Source organism: Brumimicrobium sp., assembly GCA_023957385.1.
Taxonomy (GTDB): Bacteria; Bacteroidota; Bacteroidia; order Flavobacteriales_D; family Crocinitomicaceae; genus Brumimicrobium.
In genome coordinates this window covers 686,799-712,849 of sequence record JAMLGZ010000001.1, presented here as the reverse complement: position 1 = coordinate 712,849, position 26,051 = coordinate 686,799, and the positions used below count along the sequence as shown (strand labels likewise).

Below are 26,051 nucleotides of genomic sequence, written 5' to 3'. Positions count from 1 at the left end.
ATACTGAAGAATTAATAAAGATATTTCTAATAATCTACTTTGGTATAATCTAAGAGCGTAACATGTCCATACGTTACATGTTCCATACCATTTCCATCTTTAAGTGCTACTCTAAAAACATATACACCTTCCTGAGCAATACGTGTTTGCCCTTTCAATTGGCCATTCCATCCTTCATCTGGATTATTTGTACTAAAAATCACACGACCATATCGATCATAAATCTCAAATAAATAATCTTGAAGTTGATGATTTCCTGTAATTGGTTGAAAGATTGGATTTCTACCACCAACTGTAAAGGCATTTGGGATAAAAATAATTGGATCCAGAACGCCACAAGCAATATTACTATAACTTGCTTCCTTTATAACTTGGCTGCTTGCTTCTCTAGCTGCTACATAATAACAAATCCTACCATCATCATAACTAGAAATAACCCCAATGGTATCAACAAAAGTTCGTACATTATATGGAAGAGTTGCAATAGCGGTAGTTCCAAAATTTTCACCATCGATAGCACGGTAAACTTGATACATCAACAATCCACCTATAAAATCTTCATACGGATTCCACTGTAAAGTATGAGTCTCATTAGCTTGATCTGTGGATACAGTGAGATACATGGTCCTTCCAATATTGGAATAACTCACAAATCTTCCGCACGTATCAATAATTTTTGCACGATAGGTATATGATCTCCTATTTACCTCTACATCTGAATCAATGAAGGAAATTTCCTCATCATTACCTACTGCTTTTTCATCAATCTTTTCAAATTCTTGAATCTGCGGATTCCACCTTTGAAGTTGAACACTTTGAGCGCTTTCTCCCGTTGAAATTCTATATCGAATACGAACATTTTCACCATCCACTGTAGCTACGCTTAAATACGACATAGAAGGTCCTGCAGTACCAACAAAATTAGCAGTATCCCTATTGGAAAAGGCTCTAATTCCGTCAGTTGAAACTGCCTCTACAACCGCAACAATAATATCTCCCGCTACTATATCCATCGAGTAACTTAATCCGTTAGCCTGACTTTCCAACACCCAACTTTGTCCATTCTTACGGACATAAATGTTATAATGATCTACTCCCTGCCAACCTTCATATTTCGTCCAGTTAAGTGTTACCAAACGAGCACATACATCTACTTCATTTTGTAGATAAATAGTTGTGTGAGGCTCTGCTTTAGCTGAAGTCTGATACGTAGGAGGAATATTTGTAGTATAACATGAGTCAAATGCCGCTACTGAATATTTATAAGCATCACTGTAGGAAGGGGCATAAATATATGTCGTATTATTCCTTCCCCAAACCGTATCAATTGGAACAATATTTCCGAATTGATCTTCCATATATATAACGTATCCATAAGTATCTTCCTGTTTATTTACATCCCAAGTAATTATGATGTTTCCAGACAATGTATCCACACTTGCACTATAGATAGTTGGCATATCAGGAACAATCTTATCTTTAAAAACATCACCCACAACATTACTCACAAAATCACATGTTTGAGTTGATAAAACCACCTTATAATTAATCCAGTCACTACACGTAGTAATTGTATCGAAATAGACAGTTGTTCCGTATGGAACTGTATTGATTAGTGTCCATATTCCTGCTGGATACTCCTTATAAATATCATAATTATTTCCGAAAGAAGGAAGAGGTGGTATATGAGGTTGAGTCCAATTTAATTTTGCACGTCCATCACCCGGATTATCAAGAGTTAAGAATATACTTGAAATCGTATCAGAATTACGAGCTGTCAAACCTCCACATCCTGACATAGTTGAAACAAAGAACTGTTCGGGAGCTACGACACCTCCTACAATAATATACGAGTTAGCATTGATATTATTTACCATTCCATAAACCCCACCATTTACTCCATTAATTTTATATCCGCTAAATGTTCCATACGGATCAGAAACGGGATCCCATTCAATTTTTACATCACCATTGGGTTGATAAGAAATACATTTAATCGTAGGAGCGGGTAACACATCTTTATTTTTCAAGGTAACTTTAACCGTTGCATATTTCACCATAGGAATAGGGCAATAATCATCTTGCACTTTAAATACAAAAACATAGGTCTTCTTTGCTTGTGCATTTCCGGTGGCATCAACTAAATGATCACATGAAGTTTGCCAATCAAATCCCAAAGTAGCAGTCTGCACATTCGTTACACTTGGTGCGGCCAACGTGGCACAGGGTATAATAGAACAACCTGCTCCCGGATTAGTGAAGTTAGCACCATACATTAATCCCGAGGACGATACGGTTACAGATTGCGGATTTCCATTTTGTAGATTATCATTGTCAGTCACATTTATACTGAACTGTACTAAATCGCCTGCAAAGACTTCAGTTTCAAAGGATGTTCCACTTGCAAATGGAGGTGTAATTACAGGTGCATTATTATTACCGCTACAATTATTGATAATCAACTGTGTTTCTCTTTCTACCGAAGCAATTTTAATTCCCGCACGATAGGAATCAATCACAATCTTAGTAGCAAAATTTCCAATGGTAAAGGATTTGAACGTCATTTTACCTGTTTCAGAGTCTAAGACAGCAGCTTGGTTACCAGCATTAAACCCAGGTCCTGGAGTAGGATTATCATACGAAAAACCGGCCACAAAAGGAACAGGTGCTGGATTAGTAGGAGGTGAAAAAGAACCTGTCGGAAAATAATCCAACGGTTTACCCCAATCAAAAACGAGAGAATCCAAATCAGGATCTACAACATTGGGATTGTATTCATACTGTTCTCCGGCACAACTTACAATATACGGAGATTGTAAGAATATGGGTGAGTTATCGATACAACCGCCTGTATTTCCAGGTACTGGGTACATTGTTGCTGAGAGAGTGATTCCATACGTCGTAGGACTCTGAATATTAGTTAAATTAGCGCTTCTCGAGAAATTTTGGAAGGTGAATTTCCAACCTGCTACAGGTGGAGTTCCACTAATTGAAATTGGGTCACTGCGATACAAAATCTCTTCAACAGCACCTACTCCACTCCCTCCTCCTGTTCCAGAACCACAAGTAAAAGGAACATATCCAGAGGCAGGAGTACAAGTAGGAGAAATATCCGTTCTAGAAATATAATTAACTTGAATAGATGTCAAATTAGGATGTCCCCATACTTGAAGTGTTTCATAGTTGATATTCACATCAAAGCCATTGCAATCTCGATAGAATTTCAATTCAAAAATATACTGTCCATTCCCTAAGCAATGCCATGTAATATCACCTCCCATACCATGCGTGGCTCTGGCAGTAAAAGCATACATAACTAATAGAAATAAAATCAGTAATTTCCGAATCTGTTTAAACATAGTGCAAATAACGTTATTTCATATCAATTATTATAACGAATGGTTATGATTTTCGTTGTCCGAAAAAGAAAAAATAATAGTTCTCACAGAGATTGGGTAATAATTTTTAATTTTACGAAAAATGAGAACCCATGAAAAAGACACAAGAATTTATAGCAAATAACAAAGAGAGATTTCTAAACGAATTATTTGAAGTACTTCGTATTCCTTCTATTTCAGCCGATCCTGCATACAAAGGTGATGTGCAGAAAGCTGCTGAAAAAGTAGCTGAATACATGAAGGCAGGTGGTGTTGATGATGTAGAGATTTTTCAAACTGCTGGACACCCTATAGTGTATGGAAACAAAATTATTAATTCCAATTTACCCACTATCCTTGTATATGGACATTATGATGTACAACCTGCTGACCCTATAGAATTATGGGAAAGCAAACCATTTGAGCCTACTATTAAGAAAACAGCAATACATCCAGAAGGTGCCATTTTTGCGCGAGGAGCTTGTGATGATAAAGGACAAATGTTTATGCATATCAAGGCTTTTGAAGCAATGCAGAAAAATGGAGAACTTCCTTGTAATGTAAAGTTTATGATTGAAGGGGAAGAAGAAATTGGAAGTACTAACCTAAGTGTATTTGTAAAAGAAAATACAGCAAAATTAGCTGCTGATATCGTATTGATTTCAGATACAGGAATTATTGCTAATGATACGCCTTCCATCACATCCGGGTTGAGGGGCCTAGCTTATGTTGAAGTAGAAGTAACAGGTCCAAACCGTGACTTACACTCTGGTTTATATGGAGGAGGAGTAGCTAATCCAATCAATATATTGAGTGATATGATTGCCCAACTACAAGATAAAAATCATCATATTACAATACCTGGTTTCTACGATAAAGTAGAGATTGTTTCTGTTGAAGAAAGAACTCAAATGAACAAAGCTCCTTTTGACATGAATGAATTTAAAGAATCTATTGGGATTTCAGATATTCAGGGTGAAGAAGGATATACTACATTAGAAAGAGTTTCTATTCGTCCAACATTAGATGTCAATGGAATCTGGGGAGGCTACATTGGAGAAGGCGCAAAAACAGTGTTACCTTCAAAAGCTTTTGCAAAGATATCCATGCGTTTGGTTCCGCACCAAACACCTGAAGAAATTTCCGAATTATTTAAAGTTTATTTTGAAAAAATAGCACCCAAATCAGTGCAGGTAAAAGTAGATTTCCATCATGGTGCATTACCGGCTGTAACTCCAATTGATTCGGTAGGTTATATTGCAGCAAGCAACGCCATGGAAAGAACTTTTGGCAAAAAACCTATCCCTATGAGAAGCGGTGGTAGTATCCCTATTGTCGCCTTGTTTGAGGAAGTATTGGGATTAAAAACTGTTTTAATGGGATTCGGATTAGATAGCGATGCTATCCATTCACCAAATGAACACTATGGCTTATTTAATTATTATAAAGGCATTGAAACGATTCCTTACTTCTATGAAGAATTTAGTAGGTTAAAGAAATAAACATGAGGCATTTAATTAAACCTGTAGGTATTCTATTCTTTCTTTCCATTATTCTAACAAGTTGCATAGAACAGCCCGAATATAAAGGAATGTCTAATCTTAAAATTGATCACATCAATCAAGAAGAGGTAGTTTTCAATATAGATATAGAAGCTTACAATCCAAATGGTTTCAAGATAAATATCAAGAAATCTGTCTTCGATATTTACTTAAACGATGATTATGTAGGTAAGATTCATGTTACTCAAAAGTATAAAATGAAGAAAAAATCGACTACTATTGCAGCAGTTCCCATCCAATTGGAATTAGGCAAAGGAGTTCTCTTCAAATTACTCAGCATGACACTTGGGAAACCATTAAATGCACGTATAGTTGGGAAATTAAAAGCTTCAGGGGCTGGCTTTCCAATCAGCAGAAAGATTGATAAAACCAAGGAAATTAATCTAGAGGAATTGGGGATAAATTTGAGAGATTTATTATGAAACAAAAAAAGAGTTGCCGAATGACAACTCTTTTTTTGATGTTCTCGTAATTACTATTTTAAATAGCTATCATAAAATTCCATGATAGTAAACTCTTTACCAGTAAACTCAACTGTTCTAACACCACAAGATAAAAGGAAACGAGTGATTACTCTTCGCGCCATATCTGTATTTTCAATCAAAGATACTTTCACAATCTTGCTTGGTTTATTGTATTCCACTGTAAAATACTCAGTGTAATATTTTCCTGATTTTTCAATCGTCTCTTGTGTTATCTCATCTGGAAAAACAAATTCAACATAATTTTTACCAATCATGTTTTTAATAGACTCTTCAGTTCCCCCCACTTTTGCTGTTTGAGCATAACCAAACATTGTAAAGACAACCAAAACGATAAGTGTCAATAATTTTTTCATAATTTTAGTTTTTATAAAAATAATAACTTTGCAGTTATAAAAGCTAAATATCTAAATAATTTATCTTTCTACAAAATTTAATCTTAAAAAATTTATATTATAAAGACAATATTTGTGCCAGAATAGTTGCTTTTGAATTTAAAATTTTATGCTAAATGCTTAAAAATTACTTTAATAAAGAGAAAATAGAGGCGGGATGTGATGAAGCTGGAAGAGGCTGTCTTGCCGGTCCTGTAGTTGCCGCAGCAGTAATCTTACCTTCAGATTGTTATATTGAAGAATTAAACGACTCAAAACAGTTAACTGAAAAACAACGTGAGAGGTTATTTCCTATTATTAAAGAAACTGCATTAGCCTACGGGATTGCAGAAGTAAGTCCTGCTGAAATAGACAAAATCAACATCTTAAATGCAAGTTTCTTAGCGATGCATAAAGCAATTGACCAATTAAAAACTAAACCCGAATTACTACTAATTGATGGTAACAGATTCAAAGCATACCCTAATATTGAACATCAGTGCTTAATAAAAGGGGACGCAAATTATCTGAGTATAGCAGCAGCCTCCGTTTTAGCCAAAGTAACTCGTGATCATATTATGGAGGATTTGCATCAAGAATTTCCAGATTTTAATTGGAAAAAAAATAAAGGATATCCTACAAAATTTCATAGGGAGATGCTTAAAGAAATGGGTGCTACCGCTCACCATCGTTTGTCATTTAGACTACTAGATAATCAAGGAACTTTATTCTGACTTTAAGAATATTTGAGCTATAAGATGCAAATTATATCCATCAATCGTCCAACAATCATTCGTTAATAAAATTTTAATTCTGCATTCTGACACATATTAGAAAACAGTAATTTTGATAAAAAATAGTAGATGAAACGTATTGTACTCATTGGCTTAGTCTCTGTTGCTGTAATCTGGATTGCATATTCCAGTTACCAATTATGGATAAATAATGACAGTCAAGTAAACCCTCAATACGTTTTTTGCGAGCAAGATCAAGGTGTTTTGCTCATCAACAATTATAACGAAACTAAAAATTCTGATTATCTTAAAGTAGTAGCTAGCAACCCATTAGCTAATTCATTGGAGAATCTAGACTCTATCAAAATACCTCATCTTAGAATATATGCTTCTCAACAAAGAGCGATTATCATCTTCGAAAAAGAAAACTCGTGGAAAAAGGAGGAAATTGACCTCATTTATTCTCAATTTAAATTAACAGGCGTGGAGAGCAGACACGAGGGACCTTATTTGATGTTCTCAAAAGACTATACTGCTTGTAATCATAATTTATTAACTCAACTGCGGGAAGCAGATAAAAAAGCTTCTGCCAATTTTTGGAAATACAATCAGAATCAATGGAGTCGCACTGACATGTACAATCTCAATAATGGCTATTTCGAATACCGCTCTAGCAACCCTACTGCTATATATGGAGAAGCCATTCAGGACATTCCTCTTTTTGCAAGTGTCATTCCATATACGGCAGATAATTATTCTTTTCATGAACGATTCTATGCTGAAAAAACAGATAGTATCTTTGAAATTGGCCCAATGAATGATTGGGTGGATAAAGGTTTTGTTGTACTCGAATATGAGGGCGCCTCTGTTATTATATCCGATTACCGATCACAACAAACACCACGTTTAATTCTTATAGAACAATCTAAGCAAGAAGATTCTGTCAATATTTCTGATGAAATATATTCTTTCTCTGGATTCCAATTAACTAACGATTTCCCTTCTCAAAAAAACAAACGAATCTATATTACAGAAATAGAAGACAAAGTTATTATCACAGAATCTAAGTCTATTACACAAAAACTATTAGTTGATTATCAATTAGGAAAAACACTAGCCTTAAATCCTGAAAAGATGAATTATTTTTTTGGAGGGCTTCCTTCTTTTACCAATCACCGCTTTGTTTCTAATAATCAAAAGCGAAGTATCACATGGAAAAATCATCTCCTATTTGAAGTTAGTACAGAACCTCCAGGCGAACAATTGGTAAAGGAAGACAAAACCTCTTGGTCAGCATCTGTTAACCATACTGTGTTTGAATTGGTGCCTATATACGACCATTTACGCGGTGGAATCTCTGTATTGAGTTATAGTGAAGATGGAAAATATGAGCTAGTTTCTTCCAATGGAAAATCATTATGGCGAGGCGATGCAGATGGTGCTATTCAAGGAGAAGTGCGTGTAATTGATGTGTTTGACAACAATAAGCACCAATTTTTATTTAGAACCAAGAAACGAGTACATCTCATTGACTTAAATGGGAAAGAAGTAGGAGGCTTTCCATATTTATCAGATAATGAATTAACTACCAGCATTAGTGATTTTGTTTGGAATGGTACAAAACGCTTCCTTGTCGGAACCGAAAAAGGAGAGGTTATAATGTTGAATAGCGCTGGACAAGAATTAACTATTATTAAGGTTGGAAATAGTTCTGTCATACAAACTCCTTATGCCCTAAATATCAAAGGGAAATTAACAGCATGGGTGGTGAATAAGGAGCATAAGGAATATTTAGGATTTCTTGAGAAACCAGGAAAACCTGTAGAACTCGGTAGCGTCGATTCAGAAAGTGCTGTGAAATACAATGGAAAAGTAGTAAATTATTTTGAAAAAGAAGGAGAAGTATATTGTCAAAAATCGGATGTAAATGGACTGAAAGGAAGTAATCCAATTCCTATTGAGAAAGGAAAAATATTTACCGTAACAAACGATTATATTGTAATTGTAAAATCAAATAATTTCTCAGTCTTTACCCATGATCAAAGTTTACTATACACTAAAACAGTTCCTTTCAATGAAGTGGGCAGTTTTGTTTATCTAAAAAATCGCAAAGAATGTGTGGTATTAGATAATTTACAGAATAAGATACATGCGTATTCCTCTCTAGGAGAAGAGGTAACTGATTTCCCAAAAGAAGGAAGAGAATTAGTTGTAGCAGAGACAGACAAAGATAAAAAGCAGGTATATATATTTTCTAAGATAGCACAATCAATCATCTGTTATAAATACAAGTAGATTGCCCTTATACTTCTTATGAATTTCATTAGAAAGAAATCCCTAACATGTAGAAGATAATTTATTAGGAGAAAAAGCCCTATTAAATAGTATTCTCAATCCCCTATATAGGCAGAATAACACATATTTATTATATAGTATTGGAAAATGATTTCTCAATATATTATCTTTTCATATTATCAACAATTTAGAAATATTCCCACTTTTTACCACCACTATAAAAACAATCAAATCTATTGATATACCGTCATTTCTTAAAAAATAATGTAACTTTTTTAGATCTATTTACGTTATAAGTTTTCAACAGTTCACAAAAAGTGGTAAAAAGTGGTAAAAATCCATTAATTTTACACATTATTTAAGACATGGCAGGACTTGTAGGAGAATATGAAGTAACACTAGACGCAAAAGGGCGTTTCATGTTCCCTTCTCATTTGAGAAGGCAATTATCTCCTGCTGCCCAAGAAAGTTTCATGTTGAACAAAGGGTTTGAAGACTGTTTAACACTCTATCCTATGAATGAATGGGAAAAATTGAGTGAAGCACTCAGTAAGATTAATTTATTCAAACCTAAGAATCGTATGTTCTACCGTTTATTTCATCAAGGTGCAAAAGATATCTCTCTAGATAGTGCCGGCAGAATTCTGATTCCTTCAACTCACATGGAACGTATTGGTCTAAAAAAAGAAGCAATGCTAATTGCTTACAATGACCGAGTAGAAATCTGGGATAAGTCCAAATACTTCAATATGATCGAAGGAAACATGTCTGATTTTTCCGATTTAGCGGATGAAGTAATGGGTAAAATAGACAATGGAGACGAGCCAAGATAAATACACATACCACACCCCTGTAATGCTCCAAGAATGCTTGGAAGGACTAAACATTAGTCCTGATGGTATATATGTAGATGTTACCTTTGGTGGTGGCGGACATTCTCGTGCTATTTTTGAAAAACTTTCAGAAAAGGGAAAACTCATCGTATTTGATCAAGATGGAGACGCTGCTAAAAATGCTTGGACAGCTCCAAATTTTCATTTTATTGCTTCTAATTTTTCATACTTAAAGAATCAACTGCGCCTTTTAGGAATTAAATATGTTGACGGAATCTTAGGAGATTTGGGTGTTTCATCTTATCAATTTAACCAACCTGAAAGAGGTTTTAGCATACGTTCCAATGAACATTTGGATATGCGTATGAATCAACGCCAAGAAAAATCTGCTTTTCAGGTGATTAATGAATATGACGAGGCTGATTTACTTAAGATTTTTGCGAAATACGGAGAAGTTCAAAACCCACGTAAAATCGCACAAATCATTTGCTTAAATAGACAAGCTAATCCAATTTCAACAACCGGGGAATTAGTAGAATTACTTAAATCGTTTGCCCCACGCAACCAAGAAAACAAATTCTTAGCACAAATTTTCCAAGCTATTCGTATTGAAGTGAACGATGAATTAATAGTGCTAGAAAAGATGTTAGAGCAAACAGCAGAAATGCTCCGTCCGAATGGAAGACTGGTAATTATGTCCTATCACTCATTGGAAGATAGGTTAGTAAAAAACTTCATGAAACGAGGAAGTTTTGATGGAGAAATTGAAAAGGACTTTTATGGAAATGTACTAAAGCCTTTTACCGAGTTAAATCGAAAACCAATTATTCCATCAGACCTAGAAATTGAACAGAATCCACGCGCACGAAGTGCTAAATTAAGGATAGCCACTAGAAATGAAGGATAATAACTACATACCAGAGAATGCAAATCCTATAAAAAAGGATAAAAAGCGTAAGCCTTCAAAAGAAAGCAAGAAACGTACAGATTCTATTGCTCAAATCATGAATGGAGATTTCTTAACAAAGGACTTTGTACTCAATAACTTGAACTATATCTTCTTCTTGATTTTTTTAATGGTGCTTATCGTATCCAAAGGGTATTATGTAACACAATTAACTAACGACATCAGTGACACTGAGAAAAACCTGAGGAATATTAATGCTGATTACGTGGAAACTAAGGCAAAATTAGAAGAAATGACACGTCGCTCCGAAATGATTAAACGTCTCGAACCACTCGAATTAAAGGAAACTGTAAACCCTGTTAAAGTAATACGAATTAAAGAAAAGAAAAAAGGATAACACACGTGAAGAACAATAAGGCGATCATATTACGTACCTATCTTCTATACTCACTAGTGGTAATAGCAATGATTATTGTCTTAACTAAGACAGTGATTATCATTATGGACGGAAGAGAACGTGTTTTCACCTTAGCTAATAGCAATTTAGAACAACGTCCTGCTCCAATTCCAGCACGTCGTGGAGAAATTTTAGATAACAAGCTAAGCCCTTTAGTTACTTCCGTCTCCTTTTACGATATCTACATGGACCCTATAGCTGTAAAAGAAGATTTATGGCAAGAAGAAATTGGAGATTTATGTATAGGGCTTGCTCAATTATTTCCAGAAAAATCAGCCCGGGAATATGAAGAATATTTACGCGAAGCACGCAAAAAAGGAAGAAGATATGTACTTATCCATAAACGGGTTACGCATGAAACACGTGAAAAAGTTAGAAACCTCCCAATTTACAACAAAGGAAGATATAAAGGTGGTTTGATAGATAGTGGAGTAATCACTGTTAGAAAACGCCCGAATGAAGAACTACTAGCTCGTACCATTGGATATATCAAAGACAATGGAAAGGATTCTTTATACGTTGGTATTGAAGGGACATATAACAACTATCTAGCAGGACAAGAAGGTATCCGTTTGGAACAAAGAATTGGAAATTCTTGGAAACCAACAAGCAATATAGTTAGAGAAGCAATCAATGGGTATGATTTAGTTACCTCTATTGATAAGGATATCCAAGAAGTTGCACATACCGAACTAGAAAATCAACTTAAAACTAAAGGAGGAAAATATGGATGCGCTGTAGTGATGGAGGTAAAAACCGGATTCATCAAAGCAATGGTTAATCTTCAAGAGGTAGAAGAAGGGGTGTATAAAGAACTATACAATCATGCTTTAGGAACTCGTGAGGTGCCTGGTTCAACTATGAAACTTGCTGCTTTAATGGCGGCATTAGAGGATGGGAAAGTAAAATTAACAGACACCGTAAATGCAGTAGGTCATTATAAATTCTATGACCAGACCCTTACAGATTCTAGAAGCTGGGGATATGGAAAAATCACTCTAAAGCATGCGTTTGAGGTATCTTCTAATGTGATTTCCAAAGTAATTTACAATGCTTATAAAGAAGATCCTCAAAAATATATAGACCGACTCCAACAATTTGGAATAACTGAAAAGAGTGGCATCAATCTCAATGGAGAAGTAGAGCCATTATATTCCATGCCAGGAACAAAAGAATGGTGGGGTGGATCCTTAGGTTGGATGGCAATAGGATATGAGTTTAGATTAACTCCTTTGGAACTCTTATCATTCTACAATGCAGTTGCTAACAATGGGAAATATATGCAACCACAATTAGTAACACACGTCATTAATAACGGTGGAATTGTAAAAGAATTCAAGCCTATTGTAAAAATCGACAAAATAGCCAGTCAAACAACCATCAACACCATGAAAGATGCATTGGAAGGTGTTGTAGAATACGGAACAGGTTCCAACCTAAAATCAGCATTTTTCAACATTGCAGGAAAAACTGGCACAGCTCAGATTGCAAACAACAACGAAGGATATGGTGAAAAAGGGGCTCGAAAATATTTAGCGTCATTTGTGGGGTATTTCCCTGCAGATGACCCTATTTATTCTTGCATTATTTCAATTGCCGCTCCAACAAATGATATTTACGGCGCTTCAGTTTCAGGGACAGTATTTTCGGCTATAGCAAATAAGGTATATGCTTCTAGCTATAAATACCATGAAGCAATCAATGAGCAAAGTTTTCGTGCTTCCACTCCTTTCGTGCAAAATGGAAGTAGATATGATATCAACACTGTTCTAAACCATTTTAGAATTAAAAAGGATTTACAAAGTAAGGAGGAGTGGATCCAAACAGTTTCTCAAGAAAATAAAATTTTATTTGCCGACTTGAATGTTACCAAAGGAATTGTTCCAAATGTAGTTGGAATGGGTATTACAGATGCTATTTATTTATTAGAAAAACAAGGGTTAGTTGTAAAAACAACTGGTTATGGAAGAGTAATCAATCAGTCATTAGTGGCTGGGCAAGAAACAGTACCAGGAGAACTCATTCATTTATTACTTAAATAGAAAGACAGTGAAAAATGTTCGCGACATATTATATGGTTGTTCAATAAAAGAGATTATTGGAAAAGTTGACTATGAAATCAACAAACTTACGTTTGACTCCAGAACTGTAGAAGACAATGATTTATTTATTGCAATCAAAGGAGAAAAGGTAGATGGAACACAATTTATAGAAAGTGCTATTCAAAAAGGTGCAACTGCGATTCTTTGCGAAACACTCCCTACTCAGACACATCAAGGAATTGCATACATTATGGTAGATGACACACACAAAGCTCTATCAATTGTTGCAAATAATTACTTCGACCATCCATCCAAAAATTTAAAACTAATTGGCGTAACAGGCACCAATGGAAAAACAACTACCACTACTCTTTTATTTGAACTATTCAGAAGAATGGGGTATTCTGTAGGATTAATTTCTACCGTAGTGAATAGAATCAATAATATACTTATTCCAACAGAAAGGACAACCCCTGATGCTATTAGTTTAAATCAACTTTTTGCAGATATGCTAGATGCAGGATGTGAGTATTGCTTTATGGAAGTGAGTTCTCACGCTGTTGTACAGAATAGAATTGGTGGTTTACACTTTACTGGAGCTGCTTTTACAAATATTACTCCCGAGCACTTAGACTATCACAAAACATTCAAAGAATATATTACTGCTAAAAAGATGTATTTTGATCATTTACCCGCAACTGCTTTTGCAATTTCCAATGCAGATGACAAAAACGGAGAAGTAATGCTTCAAAATACGAAAGCTAAGAAATACTATTATAGCTTACAAGGAATAGCAGATTACAAAGCTAAGGTGGTTGAAAATAGTTTTTCTGGACTCGTTTTATCAATCAATGGAACAGAGATTTACACGCAGTTAATCGGCGACTTCAATGCCTACAACATCTTATTAGTATATGCGATTGCCGACCAGTTACTACATGAGCCAATTGAAATCTTACGCGTAATTTCAGAATTAAAATCTGTTGAAGGTCGCTTTGAGTTTTTTAAAAGCAACACGGGTATCATAGGTATCGTAGATTATGCTCACACACCTGATGCCTTGGAAAATGTTTTGAAAACAATACAAAATATTCGTACAGGAAATGAAACAGTATTTTCATTAGTAGGCTGTGGAGGAGATAGGGATAAAACCAAACGCCCAGTAATGGCAGCAACAGCTTGCAAATTAAGCGATAAAGTTGTGCTTACATCTGATAACCCAAGAAGTGAAGACCCAGCTCAAATCATTGAAGAAATGAAAGCCGGTGTGGGGGGGGAATATTACTATAAAACATTAAGCATCATAGACAGAGCTGAAGCTATCAAAGTAGCCTGTAGCATGGCGCAACCAAATGATATCATCTTAGTTGCAGGGAAAGGACATGAAACCTACCAAGAAATCAATGGTGTGAAATACGATTTTGATGACTTAGAAATTTTAAAAGAAACCTTATTAAAACTGAATAAATAATGCTGTACTATTTATTTAATTACTTCGACCAATTGGATATTCCTGGAGCGGGAGTGTTTCAATACATTTCATTTCGTTCAGCTATGGCGCTGATAACTTCACTCATTATTTCTATCCTTTTCGGAAATAAACTAATTAACTTATTGCGTAAATTACAGATGGGTGAACAAATTCGTGAACTCGGACTAGAGGGTCAAAAAGAAAAAGAAGGAACCCCAACAATGGGTGGACTCATTATCTTAGGTTCCATACTTATCCCTACTCTCTTATTTGCTAAACTAGATAACATCTATGTCATTACCATGCTGATTGCAACAATCTGGCTTGGTTTTATAGGTTTTTTAGATGACTACTTAAAACGTATTAAGAAAAACAAAGATGGTTTACAAGGGAAATTCAAAATCATCGGTCAGATTGGTGTTGGGATCATAGTAGGTTCTATACTATTTTTTCATCCCGACGTAAAGGTACACAAGAAAGTTGAGGCTAATTATGTGCTACTAGAAGGAGAACATTTTGTAACTACTAACGATAGTGAGGATATTATCCACACAACCAAATGGGTAGAATCAAAAGATATGCTAACCACCATTCCATTTATTAAGAACAATGAAGTTGACTATAATTGGCTATTGGGCGAATACGGGAAGAAATGGGGATGGTTACTTTTTATTCCCATAGTAATTTTCATAGTTACAGCGGTTTCAAATGGTGCAAATTTAACCGATGGGCTGGACGGTTTGGCTACCGGTACTTCAGCCATAATAGGTATTGCTTTAGCTATTCTAGCATACATAAGCTCTCATATCACATTTGCTAGTTACCTCAATGTAATGTATATCCCTTATAGTGAAGAATTGGTAGTTTATATTGCAGCTTTTGTAGGAGCATGTGTCGGATTTCTATGGTATAATGCCTATCCTGCAAAAGTATTCATGGGTGATACTGGTTCTTTGGCAATTGGCGGAATTATAGCTGTATTTGCAATTGCTATAAGGAAGGAATTATTAATTCCAGTACTGTGCGGCATCTTCTTAATGGAGAATTTATCTGTAATCATTCAAGTAGCCTATTTTAAATATACGAAAAAAAGATTTGGTGAAGGAAGACGCATCTTCTTGATGTCACCTCTACATCATCACTATCAGAAAAAAGGCTTACACGAAGCAAAAATCGTTGCCAGATTCTGGATTATAGGGATTCTCCTAGCCGTAATAACCATCGTAACATTAAAGTTAAGATAAGTGAATGTAACACATCAAAATATTGTCGTTTTAGGAGCCGGTGAAAGCGGAGTGGGAGCTGCTATTTTAGCAAAAGCCAAAGGACTTTCTGTATTCGTTAGTGATGCTAGTCCTATTAAAGATAAATTCAAAGCAGAATTAAACGAACATCAAATAGCTTGGGAAGAAGGTGGACACACTTTAGAGAGAGTATTAGCAGCTGATGAAATTATTAAAAGTCCTGGCATACCAAACAGCTCTAACCTGATTAAAACCATTTTAGAAGCTGGTATAACTCCCATCTGTGAGATAGAATTTGCAGCTCGTTATACAAAAGCCAAGTTAATTGCTATAACAGGAAGCAATGGAAAAACTACAACCACTCACCTCACTTATCATATACTAAAAAAGGCAGGTCTCAATGTTGAAATGGCAGGTAACATGGGGGTAAGTTTGGCTAGAAGATTAGCTACTAATTTCAATCCTGACTACTTCGTGATAGAACTAAGTTCTTTCCAATTGGAAGACATGTATAAATTTCATGCAAACGTAGCTATTCTCCTAAATATAACGCCAGATCATTTAGACAGATATAACCATAGTATGGATGAATATGGTAAGGCTAAAATGAGAATTACACAAAACCAAACAAAAGATGATGCCTTCATTTATTATGCAGATGATGAAGAAATCAGAAAACAATTGTCTCAACATATCATTGAGGCAAATAAACTTCCTTTTTCAATGCAAGATGAAACAGTAGAAGGAGGTTACTATGATGCAAAAACACAAACAATAACCATAAAAAATAAATTAACTATGAGTATTCATGATTTAGCTCTGAAAGGACAACACAACGTGCAGAATGCACTTGCAGCAGGAATCGCTGGAAAAATTTTTGAAATCCGTAAGGAAAGCCTACGCGAAAGCTTAGCTGATTTTACAAACGTAGAACATCGTTTGGAATTTGTAGCAAAAGTAAACGGTATTGAATTTATCAATGACTCAAAAGCTACCAATATCAATTCTACTTGGTATGCATTAGAATGCATGACAAATCCAGTTGTTTGGATAGTAGGTGGAGTAGATAAAGGAAACGACTATGAAGAACTTCTTCCTTTGGTAAAAGAAAAGGTAAAAGCCATTATTTGCTTAGGAAAAGAAAATAATAAAATTATAGAATCTTTTCAAAATGATATTGAAGTTATTGTAGAGGCATTTTCCGCATCTGAAGCCGTAGCATACGGATATCGCTTAGCTAAGAAAGGAGAGACAGTCCTTCTTTCTCCCGCTTGTGCAAGCTTTGATTTATTTGAAAATTTTGAAGACCGTGGCCAACAGTTTAAAACAGCTGTTCGTGCATTATAATCTAACAAAAAAACATAAAAGCAAGTAAGTGAAAGACCTGTTTAAATATGTCAAAGGCGATAAAGTGCTATGGATTATTGCTCTCCTTCTCATGGGCGTATCCATTGTAACCGTCTATAGCTTTGTACCTATATTGATAAAAACACAAGGGGGTTCATCTTTGGGCTATTTATTTAAACATCTCACTTATATCATTATTGGATTAATCATGATGTATTGGCTTCACACCAAAGATCCAATTTATCTAGAGAAATTATCAAAATTTATTTTTTACATATCTATTGGGCTACTTATTTTTACCTTCTTCTTTGGAGTAAAAGTCAATGATGCCACCCGATGGGTCAGAATCCCAATCATCGGACTTACCTTTCAGAGTTCCGATTTTGCCAAACTTGCGCTAGTAATCTATATCTCTCGCAGGCTAGTAAGTAAACAAGATCAGTTTGATTCTTGGAAAGATGGATTTTGGCCTTTGATATGGCCGGTTATTCTTGTAAGCATGCTAATTGCTAAGGATAATTTCTCAACAGCAGGATTATTGGTTGGAGTAATCATGTGTTTATTCTTTATTGCCAAAGTGCCTCTCAGTAAGATATCTACTTTTACTTTGAGCGCCATCGGTTTATTTGGCATTTTTGTACTTATTCATTTTGCTCTACCTGAATATGATATCCTTCCTCGTTTGGATACTTGGATTAATCGTGTTTTTAGAGCATACGGGGACGATACCATTAGCCAAATCGATAACATGCAAGCCATCAATGCAAAGTTAGCTATTCACAACGGTGGGTATTTTGGCGTTGGTATAGGCGATGGAGACCTAAAATATTATACCCCAGAGGCCTATGCAGACTTTTACTATTCTTCTTTTGTGGAAGAATTAGGACTCAAATTTGCAGTACCTCTCATCCTACTCTATCTTATTTTATTCTATAGAATTTTACGCATCGGTTTAAATGCTGAGAGATTATTTGAAACCTATATATGTATTGGGATAGGACTTATCTTCATGGCTCAGGCACTAACAAACATGTTTGTTTGTACAGGTATTATCCCAGTGACAGGTCAAAATATGCCCTTTTTAGGAATGGGTGGGTCTGCCATGGTTATGAGCTGTGTCTCCCTAGGAATTGTTTTAAGTGTTGGGTATAAAAATTCACTTAAAGAAAATAAAGTAATGGCAAGTGAAAATCAAGATTAAATCATGAATATTAACAGAGCTATCATATCAGGAGGAGGAACAGGGGGGCATATTTTCCCAGCTATCTCCATTGCCAATAGAATAAAGCTAGAGAATCCTAACGCTGAGATCTTATTTATTGGTGCAAAAGGAAAAATGGAAATGACAAAAGTTCCAGAAGCCGGGTATAAAATTGAAGGTCTTTGGATTAGTGGATTTCAAAGGCGCCTCACTTACAAAAATTTTCTACTTCCTTTTAAATTGATATACTCTCTATTCAAAGCAAAGCAAATCATAAAAGAATTTAAACCCGATGTAGTTGTTGGCGTTGGTGGATATGCTAGCGCACCTACATTACGTACCGCTTGTAAATTAGGTATTCCAACCATTGTACAAGAACAAAATTCTTTTCCTGGAAAAACCAACAAGATTCTTTCCAAAACAGTTACTAAGATTTGTGTAGCCTATGAAAACCTAGAGCGTTTTTTCCCAAAAGAAAAGATTGTACTTACAGGAAATCCTGTCCGAAAACAAGTAGTGCAGATTGAAGGATTGAAGCAAAAAGGTTTAGATTTTTTCCAATTAAATCCCAACCATAAAACCGTGCTAATAGTTGGAGGAAGTTTGGGGGCTAGAACGTTAAATGAGAGTGTAGTAAATCAATTAGAGACTTTACAAGAAAAAGATATTCAACTCATTTGGCAATGTGGTAGTGGTCAGTTTGAAGAGATGAAAAAATTAACTGCTGGAAAAAACATGAAAGGAATCGTTCTAACACAATTCATCAAAGAAATGGAGATGGCCTATGCAGCTGCCGACATTATAGTATCTCGTGCTGGTGCAATTGCCATATCTGAATTATGTATTATTGGAAAACCAATCATTTTAGTGCCTTCACCAAATGTAGCAGAAGACCATCAAACAAAGAATGCGATGGCTTTAGTAAACGACAATGCAGCAATCCTTGTTAAAGATACAACATCTCGTGCAGAATTGGTTCCAACTCTACTCGACTTGGTTTCTAACGAAGAACAACAACAAACCTTGTCAGCGAACATTAAGAAAAAAGCCATTGACAACGCAGATGAACGCATCGTAGAAGTGATAAAAGATATTGTAAAATGAAATATGACAATTATACACATATCTATTTTGTTGGCATAGGTGGCATTGGCATGTCTGCCCTTGCCAGATATTTCAATCACTTCCACTATCGGGTTGCCGGCTATGACAAAACCGAAACAGAACTTACTAAAAACCTGGTTCGAGAAGGTATTCATATACATTATTCAGACAAGGGAGATTCCATTTCTCAATTCATTGGGCCCCCTGAAAACACGCTAGTTATTTTAACTCCAGCAGTTCCCTCTGACCTTGGTGAATTGCAGTTTTTAAGAAAACACAATTATACTATTCAAAAACGAGCAGAAGTTTTAGGGCGAATAACTGAAGCATATAAAACATTGGCTGTTGCCGGTACACATGGAAAAACTACCACCTCAACGATGTTGGCACATGTACTTCACACTTCCGCTTATAAGTGTAACGCATTTCTTGGAGGGATAAGCTCTAACTTTGACTCTAATTTACTCATCGACCCAACTAGCAATTGGATGGTAGTAGAAGCCGACGAATACGATCGGAGTTTCTTAAAATTAAGTCCCTTCTCTACCATTATTACATCAACAGAAGCTGACCACTTAGACATTTACCATGAGCCACAAGCCCTTGTGGATACATTTAATGAATACGGTCATCTTGTAAATAAAGACGGCTTTGTTATCAAACATTTTTCCTTATCTATTTGTCAAGATATACCTTCATATACCTATGGTATAGGTGAGAATCCGGATATTGATTACAGAGGAAGTAATATTCGAATTGAAAACAATGAATTTGTAATGGATGTAACCACTCCAACAGCAAATTATCCACATGTTATCATAGGGATGCCTGGTGTCCACAATGCAGAAAATGCATTAGCAGTAATTGCGTTATGCGATACAATAGGCTTAACAGTTGATGATATCCGAGAAGCTCTTCATCAATTCAGAGGTGTACATCGTAGATTTGAATTACATATCAAGAAAGAAGGTTTGATATATATCGATGATTATGCACATCACCCAACTGCCATTCAGAATTTATTAAAATCTATTCATCTTATTTACAAAGGGTGGCCAGTTTATCTTATTTTTCAACCCCATTTATACAGTCGTACACAAGATTTTATGCATGAATTTGCAGAAGCCTTGAGTGAAGCTGAAAATGTAATTTTAATGCCCATTTATCCTGCACGTGAATTACCTATTGAAGGTATAACGAGTGAAGAATTAGCAAAAATGGTTACCTCAAATGTACAGGTATTAAACATGCAAGAAGTTCCAGAATTTATCAAAACAATTCAAAAAGGGGTGATTTTAACTGTAGGAGCTGGTGATATCAGTTTATTAATCCAACCTATTAAAAAAATATTAGCGTGAAGAAAGTATTAAAAATATTAGCTATTATTATTTTTATAGGAAGTATAGTCTATCTTTTGATTGCAGCCAATAAAGAGGTAGAAAATCAGATAATGAACAAACCGGTTATCCATCTAAAATTACAAGACGAGATACCATTAATAACCGAATCAGAAATCTTAGGAGAATTATATAAATACAATCTCTTTACAGATGAAACCAAAAAATCAGATTTAAAAATTAAAGAAATTGAAAAATACCTTAAACACTCAAATGAAGTGTTAACAACTCAAGTATATACAGGTTTGACTAAAGATTGGTATATTGATGTAAAGACAAAACGACCAATAGCCCGTATCCTAAGTAATAAGATAAGTGATTTCTATATAGATAATGATTTTACTTTCATGCGTTTATCTCCCTACATAAAACCTAGAATACTAGTTTTTTCAGGCTTAGATCAGCTGATTACTAATGATTTGAGTTATTCCAAAATAATTAACAACGACAGTTTGAAAACTAAATTAATGCTAGATCAGATCTATCGCATTTCGAAGTATGTTTGCAATGATACTTTTTATAACGCGCAGATAGTTCAGGTTCATTACTCGCAAGAAGATGGTTTCCTACTAGTACCGAGAGTTGGCTTACAAAAGATCATTTTTGGGTTTGCTGAATCAGAGGAAATTGTAGAAGAAAAGTTTAAAAAATTAACCACCTTCTACGAAAAGGTGATACCATACGAGGGGTGGGAAAAGTATGAAACGATTAATTTAAAGTTTAAGAACCAAATTGTAGCAAAGAAAAAACAATAAGATGTCAGAAATAGTTGTAGGACTTGATATAGGAACAACCAAAATTGCATGTTTCGTTGGAAGAAGAAATGAGCATGGAAAGATAGAGATTCTATCTTTAGGAAACACCGAATCAAATGGTGTAACTCGAGGAGTTGTATCTAACATTGAAAAAACAGTAGCTTCGATAAAAGAAGCAGTACGCCAAACCGAAGATAATATTGAAGGTGAATTGACAATTGGAGTAGTAAATGTTGGCATTGCAGGTCAACATATTAAAAGCCTACAACATCGCGGTATTTACACCCGTACTTCAACTACAGAGGAAATTTCTCAAGTAGATATTGATGCATTAATTGAGGACATGTATAAGTTGGTAATGGAACCTGGAGAAGAAATCATTCATGTATTACCTCAAGAATATATTGTGGATGGTGAGCAAGGCATCATTGATCCAATTGGAATGTCTGGCGTAAGGTTGGAAGCCAATTTTCATATCATTACGGGAAGAATCTCAGCTGCAAAGAATATTCAAAAATGTGTGAATAAATCAGATATTGAGATTGAAGAGATGATTCTGGAACCCATTGCAAGTGCTGCTGCAGTTTTATCAGAAGAAGAAAAAGAAGCAGGAGTTGTATTAGTAGATATAGGCGGTGGAACAACTGATATCGCTATTTTTCACGAAGGGATTATCCGTCATACTGCAGTAATTCCATTTGGTGGAAACATCATCACAGAAGACATTAAGGAAGGTTGTACCATTCTTCATAGACAAGCAGAAGCACTAAAGAGAAAATTTGGAAGTGCTATCGCCAGTGAATCTCAAGCAAATGAAGTTGTTTGTATCCCAGGATTAAGAGGTAGAGAACCAAAAGAAATAACTATCAGAAGTTTATCTGGAATTATCCAAGCTAGAATGGAAGAAATCGTAGAACATGTGTACTACGAAATCAAAAATTCAGGGTATGAAAAAAAATTAATTGGTGGAATTGTTATCACAGGAGGTGGTGCAGAATTAAAGAACATTACTCAATTATTTGATTATGTAACTGGAATGGGATCTCGTGTTGGGTATCCAAACGAACATTTAGGTCCTTCTCCTTTAAACGAAAAATTAACTAGTCCAATTTACGCCACAGGGATTGGTTTAGTTTTAAAAGGATTTGAAACTAAAGAACGTAAAAATAAATCTTTAACCACCGTTAAAACTCATTCTAAGAAAGTGAAAGGCTCTTTCTTTGATAAACTATTAGAAAAAGGAAAGAGTTGGTTTGAAGAAGATATAGAACAATAATTAGCAACCAAAAAACAATGAATATGGAATTCGATATCCCAAAAGATTACTCATCAATCATCAAAGTTATTGGTGTAGGTGGTGGAGGTAGTAATGCTGTTAACCACATGTATAAATCAGGATTCAAAGGTGTTGACTTTATAGTTTGCAACACAGACAAACAAGCCTTAGATGCATCTCCTGTTCCATTGAAAGTTCAATTAGGGATCTCTCTAACTGAAGGCCGTGGAGCTGGTTCTATCCCTGAAATCGGAATGAATGCAGCAATTGAAAACATTGAAGAGATTCGACAAATCTTATCTAATGACACAAAGATGGTATTTGTCACTGCCGGTTTAGGAGGTGGTACAGGTACTGGTGCAGCGCCAGTTATTGCAAAAACTGCACGAGAGATGGGTATCTTAACTGTCGGAATTGTAACAGTCCCTTTTGGATTTGAAGGTAAGAAACGTCGCCAACAAGCTGAATTAGGACTAGAAAAAATTAGAGATGCAGTAGATACCTTAGTAGTTATTAACAACGAAAGATTACGTGAGATTTCTGGTAACTTAACCATAGGTAATGCCTTTGCACAAGCAGATAACATTTTATCGACTGCTGCAAAAGGAATATCTGACGTGATTTCCGTAACAGGAGCTATCAACGTAGATTTTAATGACGTCAATACGGTAATGAAAAATAGTGGAGTAGCTGTTATGGGTTCTGCAATAGCAGAGGGTGAAAACAGAGCTATCCGTGCGGTACAAGCTGCTTTAGCTTCTCCACTCTTAAATGATAATGATATAGAAGGTGCCGAATATGTACTCCTTAACATCACTTATGGAAGTCAAGAAGTATTAATGGATGAAATATCTGATATCACTGATTATATTCAAGATGAAGCAGGATCAACAGCAGATGTTATCTGGGGGCATGGATATGATGAATCTTTAGGTGAAAGCTTATGTGTTACGATCATTGCTACTGGTTTTAAACACTCTCCTGTAACAGGATTTGAAAGAGCTCCAGAAAAGACAATGCAAGTTTTGGAAGATACTCCTAAAAAAGAAATTGTCGCTCCTCTAACGGATCCTGTAAAAAAGAATGAATATGTTGCCCCTATGTTGGAAGAAGAGCCTTATCTTAAATCCAATGAAGAGGTAGAAGCTAAAACTGAAAATGAATCAACGCAAGGAAGCTTTAACTGGGAAATAAAACCTATTAATTCAACATACGAATCTCCTCTAGATTCAATTGAAGAAGTAGAAGATTCACAAAAAGGATTTGCAAGCTTTGAAGCCAACTCATCTGATATTTTTGAGGCAAATTCTTTGGAAAATTTTGAAGTCTCTTCAGAGTCTGTAGAATCCAATGAATCATTTGAATCCAATGAATTATTTTCGTTTGAAATCAAATCAGAAGTAGAAACAGAAGAGAAAGAAGAAGTGAAACGTTATTTCTTAGATGAAGACCAAAATATTGAATTAACAGACGAAAACACTTCAAAACCTCATAAATTATCTCAAGAAGAAATGCAAAAACGTGCGAATGAAAGAATGGATAGAATTCGCAATTACACCTCCCATTTAAGCAGTGCTGAAGGATTGAATGAATTAGAACAAGAACCTGCTTATAAAAGAAGGAATATTGAAATTGAAGATAAAACTTATTCTTCAGAAAATAATATCTCTCGATTTGAGATCACTGATAATGAAAATCAGAAAGGTTTAAGAGATACCAATTCTTTCTTGCACGATAACGTAGATTAGATAAAATAAGGGAATAAAATGGCAAGTTTAACAGACAAAATAAATCAAGAGATAAAAGAAGCTATGTTAGCAAAAGAAAAAGAAAAGCTAACGGCATTGCGCGACATCAAAGCTAAAATATTACTAGAGGCTACTGCTGGTCACGGAGAAGTTGATGAAGCTGCTGAAAATAAGATTGTAGCTCGATTATATAAACAAAGAATGGAATCTTATGAGTTATATAAACAACAAGGTCGTGATGATTTAGCAAGCACAGAACTTTTTGAAGCCAAGATTATTGAAGTCTTCTTGCCACAAATGATGAGCGAGGATGAAATCAGGGTGATTGTCAAAAAAACCATATCAGAAGTAGGAGCATCAGGCCCACAAGATATGGGAAAAGTAATGGGAAAAATTACGAAAGAATTGGCAGGAAAAGCAGACGGGAAACTCATCTCTGACATAGTTAAACAAGAACTTAATAAATAGCAAACAACAACAAACAAATAAATGGAAACCTCTGTAATTACAGAGGTTTTTCTTTCTAAATTCGTGAAATCAGCAACATTTTTCCATAGCATTTTCCTACTCATACTGCTAAACACGCAAGTATATAGTCAGATGATTGATAATTCCTATGGACAAGTATTCACAGACAAACCATATTTCAATGAAAACTTCATCCAAAAAATGAAAATTAAAAGCATATCAGGCTTATTTTGGAATTATAAATTAGGAGATAAACTTCGGAATACAGAATATTTTAAATACTTTGAGTTTAACCAAAAAGGACAATTAATTGCAGACTATGAGAGTTTACAAAATACCAAAAATGATACACTCATTCAGAAATTTGAATACACTGAGAATGGTGATTTAAAAAGTATCAAAGTACGAGATAAATATGGCTACTATTTCCACATATACGAATACAACAAAGACCACCAAGTTGTTCGCTATATTTATAAACGAAGCTATGACAGATGCTATCTTTCACCCGACAAAATTTCTTTAGATGATGATGATATCATTGCTATGGAGACCTACAGTTATGAAAAATATGATAATCAAATAAAACAAATTACATATAACCAAAGTAATCTACCATACAAAGAAACCATATCATATTACACATCTGACAATCAATTAGAAGGGAAGTTGGAACGCCTACTACGTACTTCTCAAACTACTAGGACAAGCTATCATTACAATGAAAAAAAGAAATTAGATACACTCATTATTTCTTCAAAGCTTAACGACAACAATAATTTGTTATATGTCTTTTCTTACGATGACACAGGGAAATTATTGAAAAAAGAAATACATCGAAATAATGAATATACAACACAATATCAGATAATATATAAAGATGATAGCAATTTCATCAATGATATTTTAATCCAAGATCTGAACACAAATTTCATTCGAGTAATCAAATTAAGAGATTATAAATATTTTGATTAGTG

General features: G+C 35.0%; 21 protein-coding genes. 19 read left to right on the top strand and 2 right to left on the bottom strand.

The window, feature by feature from the left end; all coding sequences use genetic code 11:
- Window positions 1-26 precede the first annotated feature (26 nt).
- Window positions 27-3,359 (bottom strand): gliding motility-associated C-terminal domain-containing protein, encoded by a 3,333-nt coding sequence (locus M9897_02995; protein MCO5267845.1) that lies wholly within the window; start codon window positions 3,357-3,359, stop codon window positions 27-29.
- Between the two features lie 131 nt (window positions 3,360-3,490).
- Between M9897_02995 and M9897_02990 the strand changes: the two genes are divergently transcribed.
- A complete protein-coding gene (locus tag M9897_02990; GenBank protein ID MCO5267844.1) occupies window positions 3,491-4,879 on the top strand; it encodes a dipeptidase in 1,389 nt (462 codons plus the stop codon).
- Window positions 4,880-4,881: 2 nt separating this feature from the next.
- Window positions 4,882-5,361 (top strand): LEA type 2 family protein, encoded by a 480-nt coding sequence (locus tag M9897_02985; protein ID MCO5267843.1) that lies wholly within the window; start codon window positions 4,882-4,884, stop codon window positions 5,359-5,361.
- 53 nt (window positions 5,362-5,414) lie between these two features.
- On the opposite strand, the gene M9897_02980 is transcribed toward M9897_02985, so the two are convergent.
- Window positions 5,415-5,777, bottom strand: a complete 363-nt coding sequence (locus M9897_02980; GenBank protein MCO5267842.1) for a hypothetical protein — start codon at window positions 5,775-5,777, stop codon at window positions 5,415-5,417.
- A 155-nt stretch (window positions 5,778-5,932) separates the two neighbouring features.
- Between M9897_02980 and M9897_02975 the strand changes: the two genes are divergently transcribed.
- The 17 genes from M9897_02975 (at window position 5,933) to M9897_02895 (ending at window position 26,049) form a co-directional block, all read left to right on the top strand.
- Window positions 5,933-6,529: a ribonuclease HII gene (locus M9897_02975; protein ID MCO5267841.1), complete on the top strand. Its 597-nt coding sequence runs from the start codon at window positions 5,933-5,935 to the stop codon at window positions 6,527-6,529.
- Between the two features lie 129 nt (window positions 6,530-6,658).
- Window positions 6,659-8,824 carry a hypothetical protein gene (locus M9897_02970; protein MCO5267840.1) on the top strand — a complete coding sequence of 722 codons (2,166 nt, stop codon included), beginning with the start codon at window positions 6,659-6,661 and terminating at the stop codon, window positions 8,822-8,824.
- Window positions 8,825-9,189: 365 nt separating this feature from the next.
- Entirely contained in the window at window positions 9,190-9,657 is a 468-nt protein-coding gene (gene mraZ, locus M9897_02965) for a division/cell wall cluster transcriptional repressor MraZ (GenBank protein MCO5267839.1), read from the top strand.
- On the top strand, window positions 9,638-10,564 hold the full coding sequence (rsmH, locus tag M9897_02960) for a 16S rRNA (cytosine(1402)-N(4))-methyltransferase RsmH (GenBank protein MCO5267838.1): 927 nt from the start codon (window positions 9,638-9,640) through the stop codon (window positions 10,562-10,564). Before mraZ ends, rsmH begins: the two co-directional genes overlap by 20 nt.
- Window positions 10,554-10,961: an FtsL-like putative cell division protein gene (locus M9897_02955; GenBank protein ID MCO5267837.1), complete on the top strand. Its 408-nt coding sequence runs from the start codon at window positions 10,554-10,556 to the stop codon at window positions 10,959-10,961. The genes rsmH and M9897_02955 overlap by 11 nt, the downstream gene beginning before the upstream one ends.
- Before the next feature lie 5 nt (window positions 10,962-10,966).
- Window positions 10,967-13,063, top strand: coding sequence for a transpeptidase family protein (locus M9897_02950; protein ID MCO5267836.1), 2,097 nt, complete (start codon window positions 10,967-10,969; stop codon window positions 13,061-13,063).
- 7 nt (window positions 13,064-13,070) lie between these two features.
- Window positions 13,071-14,534: a UDP-N-acetylmuramoyl-L-alanyl-D-glutamate--2,6-diaminopimelate ligase gene (locus tag M9897_02945; protein MCO5267835.1), complete on the top strand. Its 1,464-nt coding sequence runs from the start codon at window positions 13,071-13,073 to the stop codon at window positions 14,532-14,534.
- Window positions 14,534-15,778 carry a phospho-N-acetylmuramoyl-pentapeptide-transferase gene (gene mraY / locus M9897_02940; GenBank protein ID MCO5267834.1) on the top strand — a complete coding sequence of 415 codons (1,245 nt, stop codon included), beginning with the start codon at window positions 14,534-14,536 and terminating at the stop codon, window positions 15,776-15,778. The genes M9897_02945 and mraY overlap by 1 nt, the downstream gene beginning before the upstream one ends.
- Complete coding sequence (gene murD / locus M9897_02935; protein MCO5267833.1) at window positions 15,779-17,125, top strand: UDP-N-acetylmuramoyl-L-alanine--D-glutamate ligase; 1,347 nt, start codon at window positions 15,779-15,781, stop codon at window positions 17,123-17,125.
- A gap of 28 nt (window positions 17,126-17,153) precedes the next feature.
- Complete coding sequence (locus M9897_02930; GenBank protein ID MCO5267832.1) at window positions 17,154-18,326, top strand: FtsW/RodA/SpoVE family cell cycle protein; 1,173 nt, start codon at window positions 17,154-17,156, stop codon at window positions 18,324-18,326.
- 3 nt (window positions 18,327-18,329) lie between these two features.
- Entirely contained in the window at window positions 18,330-19,430 is a 1,101-nt protein-coding gene (gene murG, locus M9897_02925; protein MCO5267831.1) for an undecaprenyldiphospho-muramoylpentapeptide beta-N-acetylglucosaminyltransferase, read from the top strand.
- Window positions 19,427-20,788 (top strand): UDP-N-acetylmuramate--L-alanine ligase, encoded by a 1,362-nt coding sequence (gene murC, locus M9897_02920; protein ID MCO5267830.1) that lies wholly within the window; start codon window positions 19,427-19,429, stop codon window positions 20,786-20,788. The genes murG and murC overlap by 4 nt, the downstream gene beginning before the upstream one ends.
- Window positions 20,785-21,582 carry a hypothetical protein gene (locus M9897_02915; GenBank protein ID MCO5267829.1) on the top strand — a complete coding sequence of 266 codons (798 nt, stop codon included), beginning with the start codon at window positions 20,785-20,787 and terminating at the stop codon, window positions 21,580-21,582. The genes murC and M9897_02915 overlap by 4 nt, the downstream gene beginning before the upstream one ends.
- Window position 21,583: 1 nt before the next feature.
- The gene (ftsA, locus tag M9897_02910; protein MCO5267828.1) at window positions 21,584-22,858 is read left to right on the top strand and encodes a cell division protein FtsA; all 1,275 of its coding nucleotides are present in this window, start codon (window positions 21,584-21,586) and stop codon (window positions 22,856-22,858) included.
- Window positions 22,859-22,881: 23 nt separating this feature from the next.
- Window positions 22,882-24,606 (top strand): cell division protein FtsZ, encoded by a 1,725-nt coding sequence (gene ftsZ, locus M9897_02905; GenBank protein ID MCO5267827.1) that lies wholly within the window; start codon window positions 22,882-22,884, stop codon window positions 24,604-24,606.
- Window positions 24,607-24,624: 18 nt separating this feature from the next.
- Window positions 24,625-25,074 carry a GatB/YqeY domain-containing protein gene (locus tag M9897_02900; GenBank protein ID MCO5267826.1) on the top strand — a complete coding sequence of 150 codons (450 nt, stop codon included), beginning with the start codon at window positions 24,625-24,627 and terminating at the stop codon, window positions 25,072-25,074.
- A 21-nt stretch (window positions 25,075-25,095) separates the two neighbouring features.
- Window positions 25,096-26,049 carry a hypothetical protein gene (locus tag M9897_02895; GenBank protein ID MCO5267825.1) on the top strand — a complete coding sequence of 318 codons (954 nt, stop codon included), beginning with the start codon at window positions 25,096-25,098 and terminating at the stop codon, window positions 26,047-26,049.
- The last annotated feature ends 2 nt before the right edge of the window (window positions 26,050-26,051 follow it).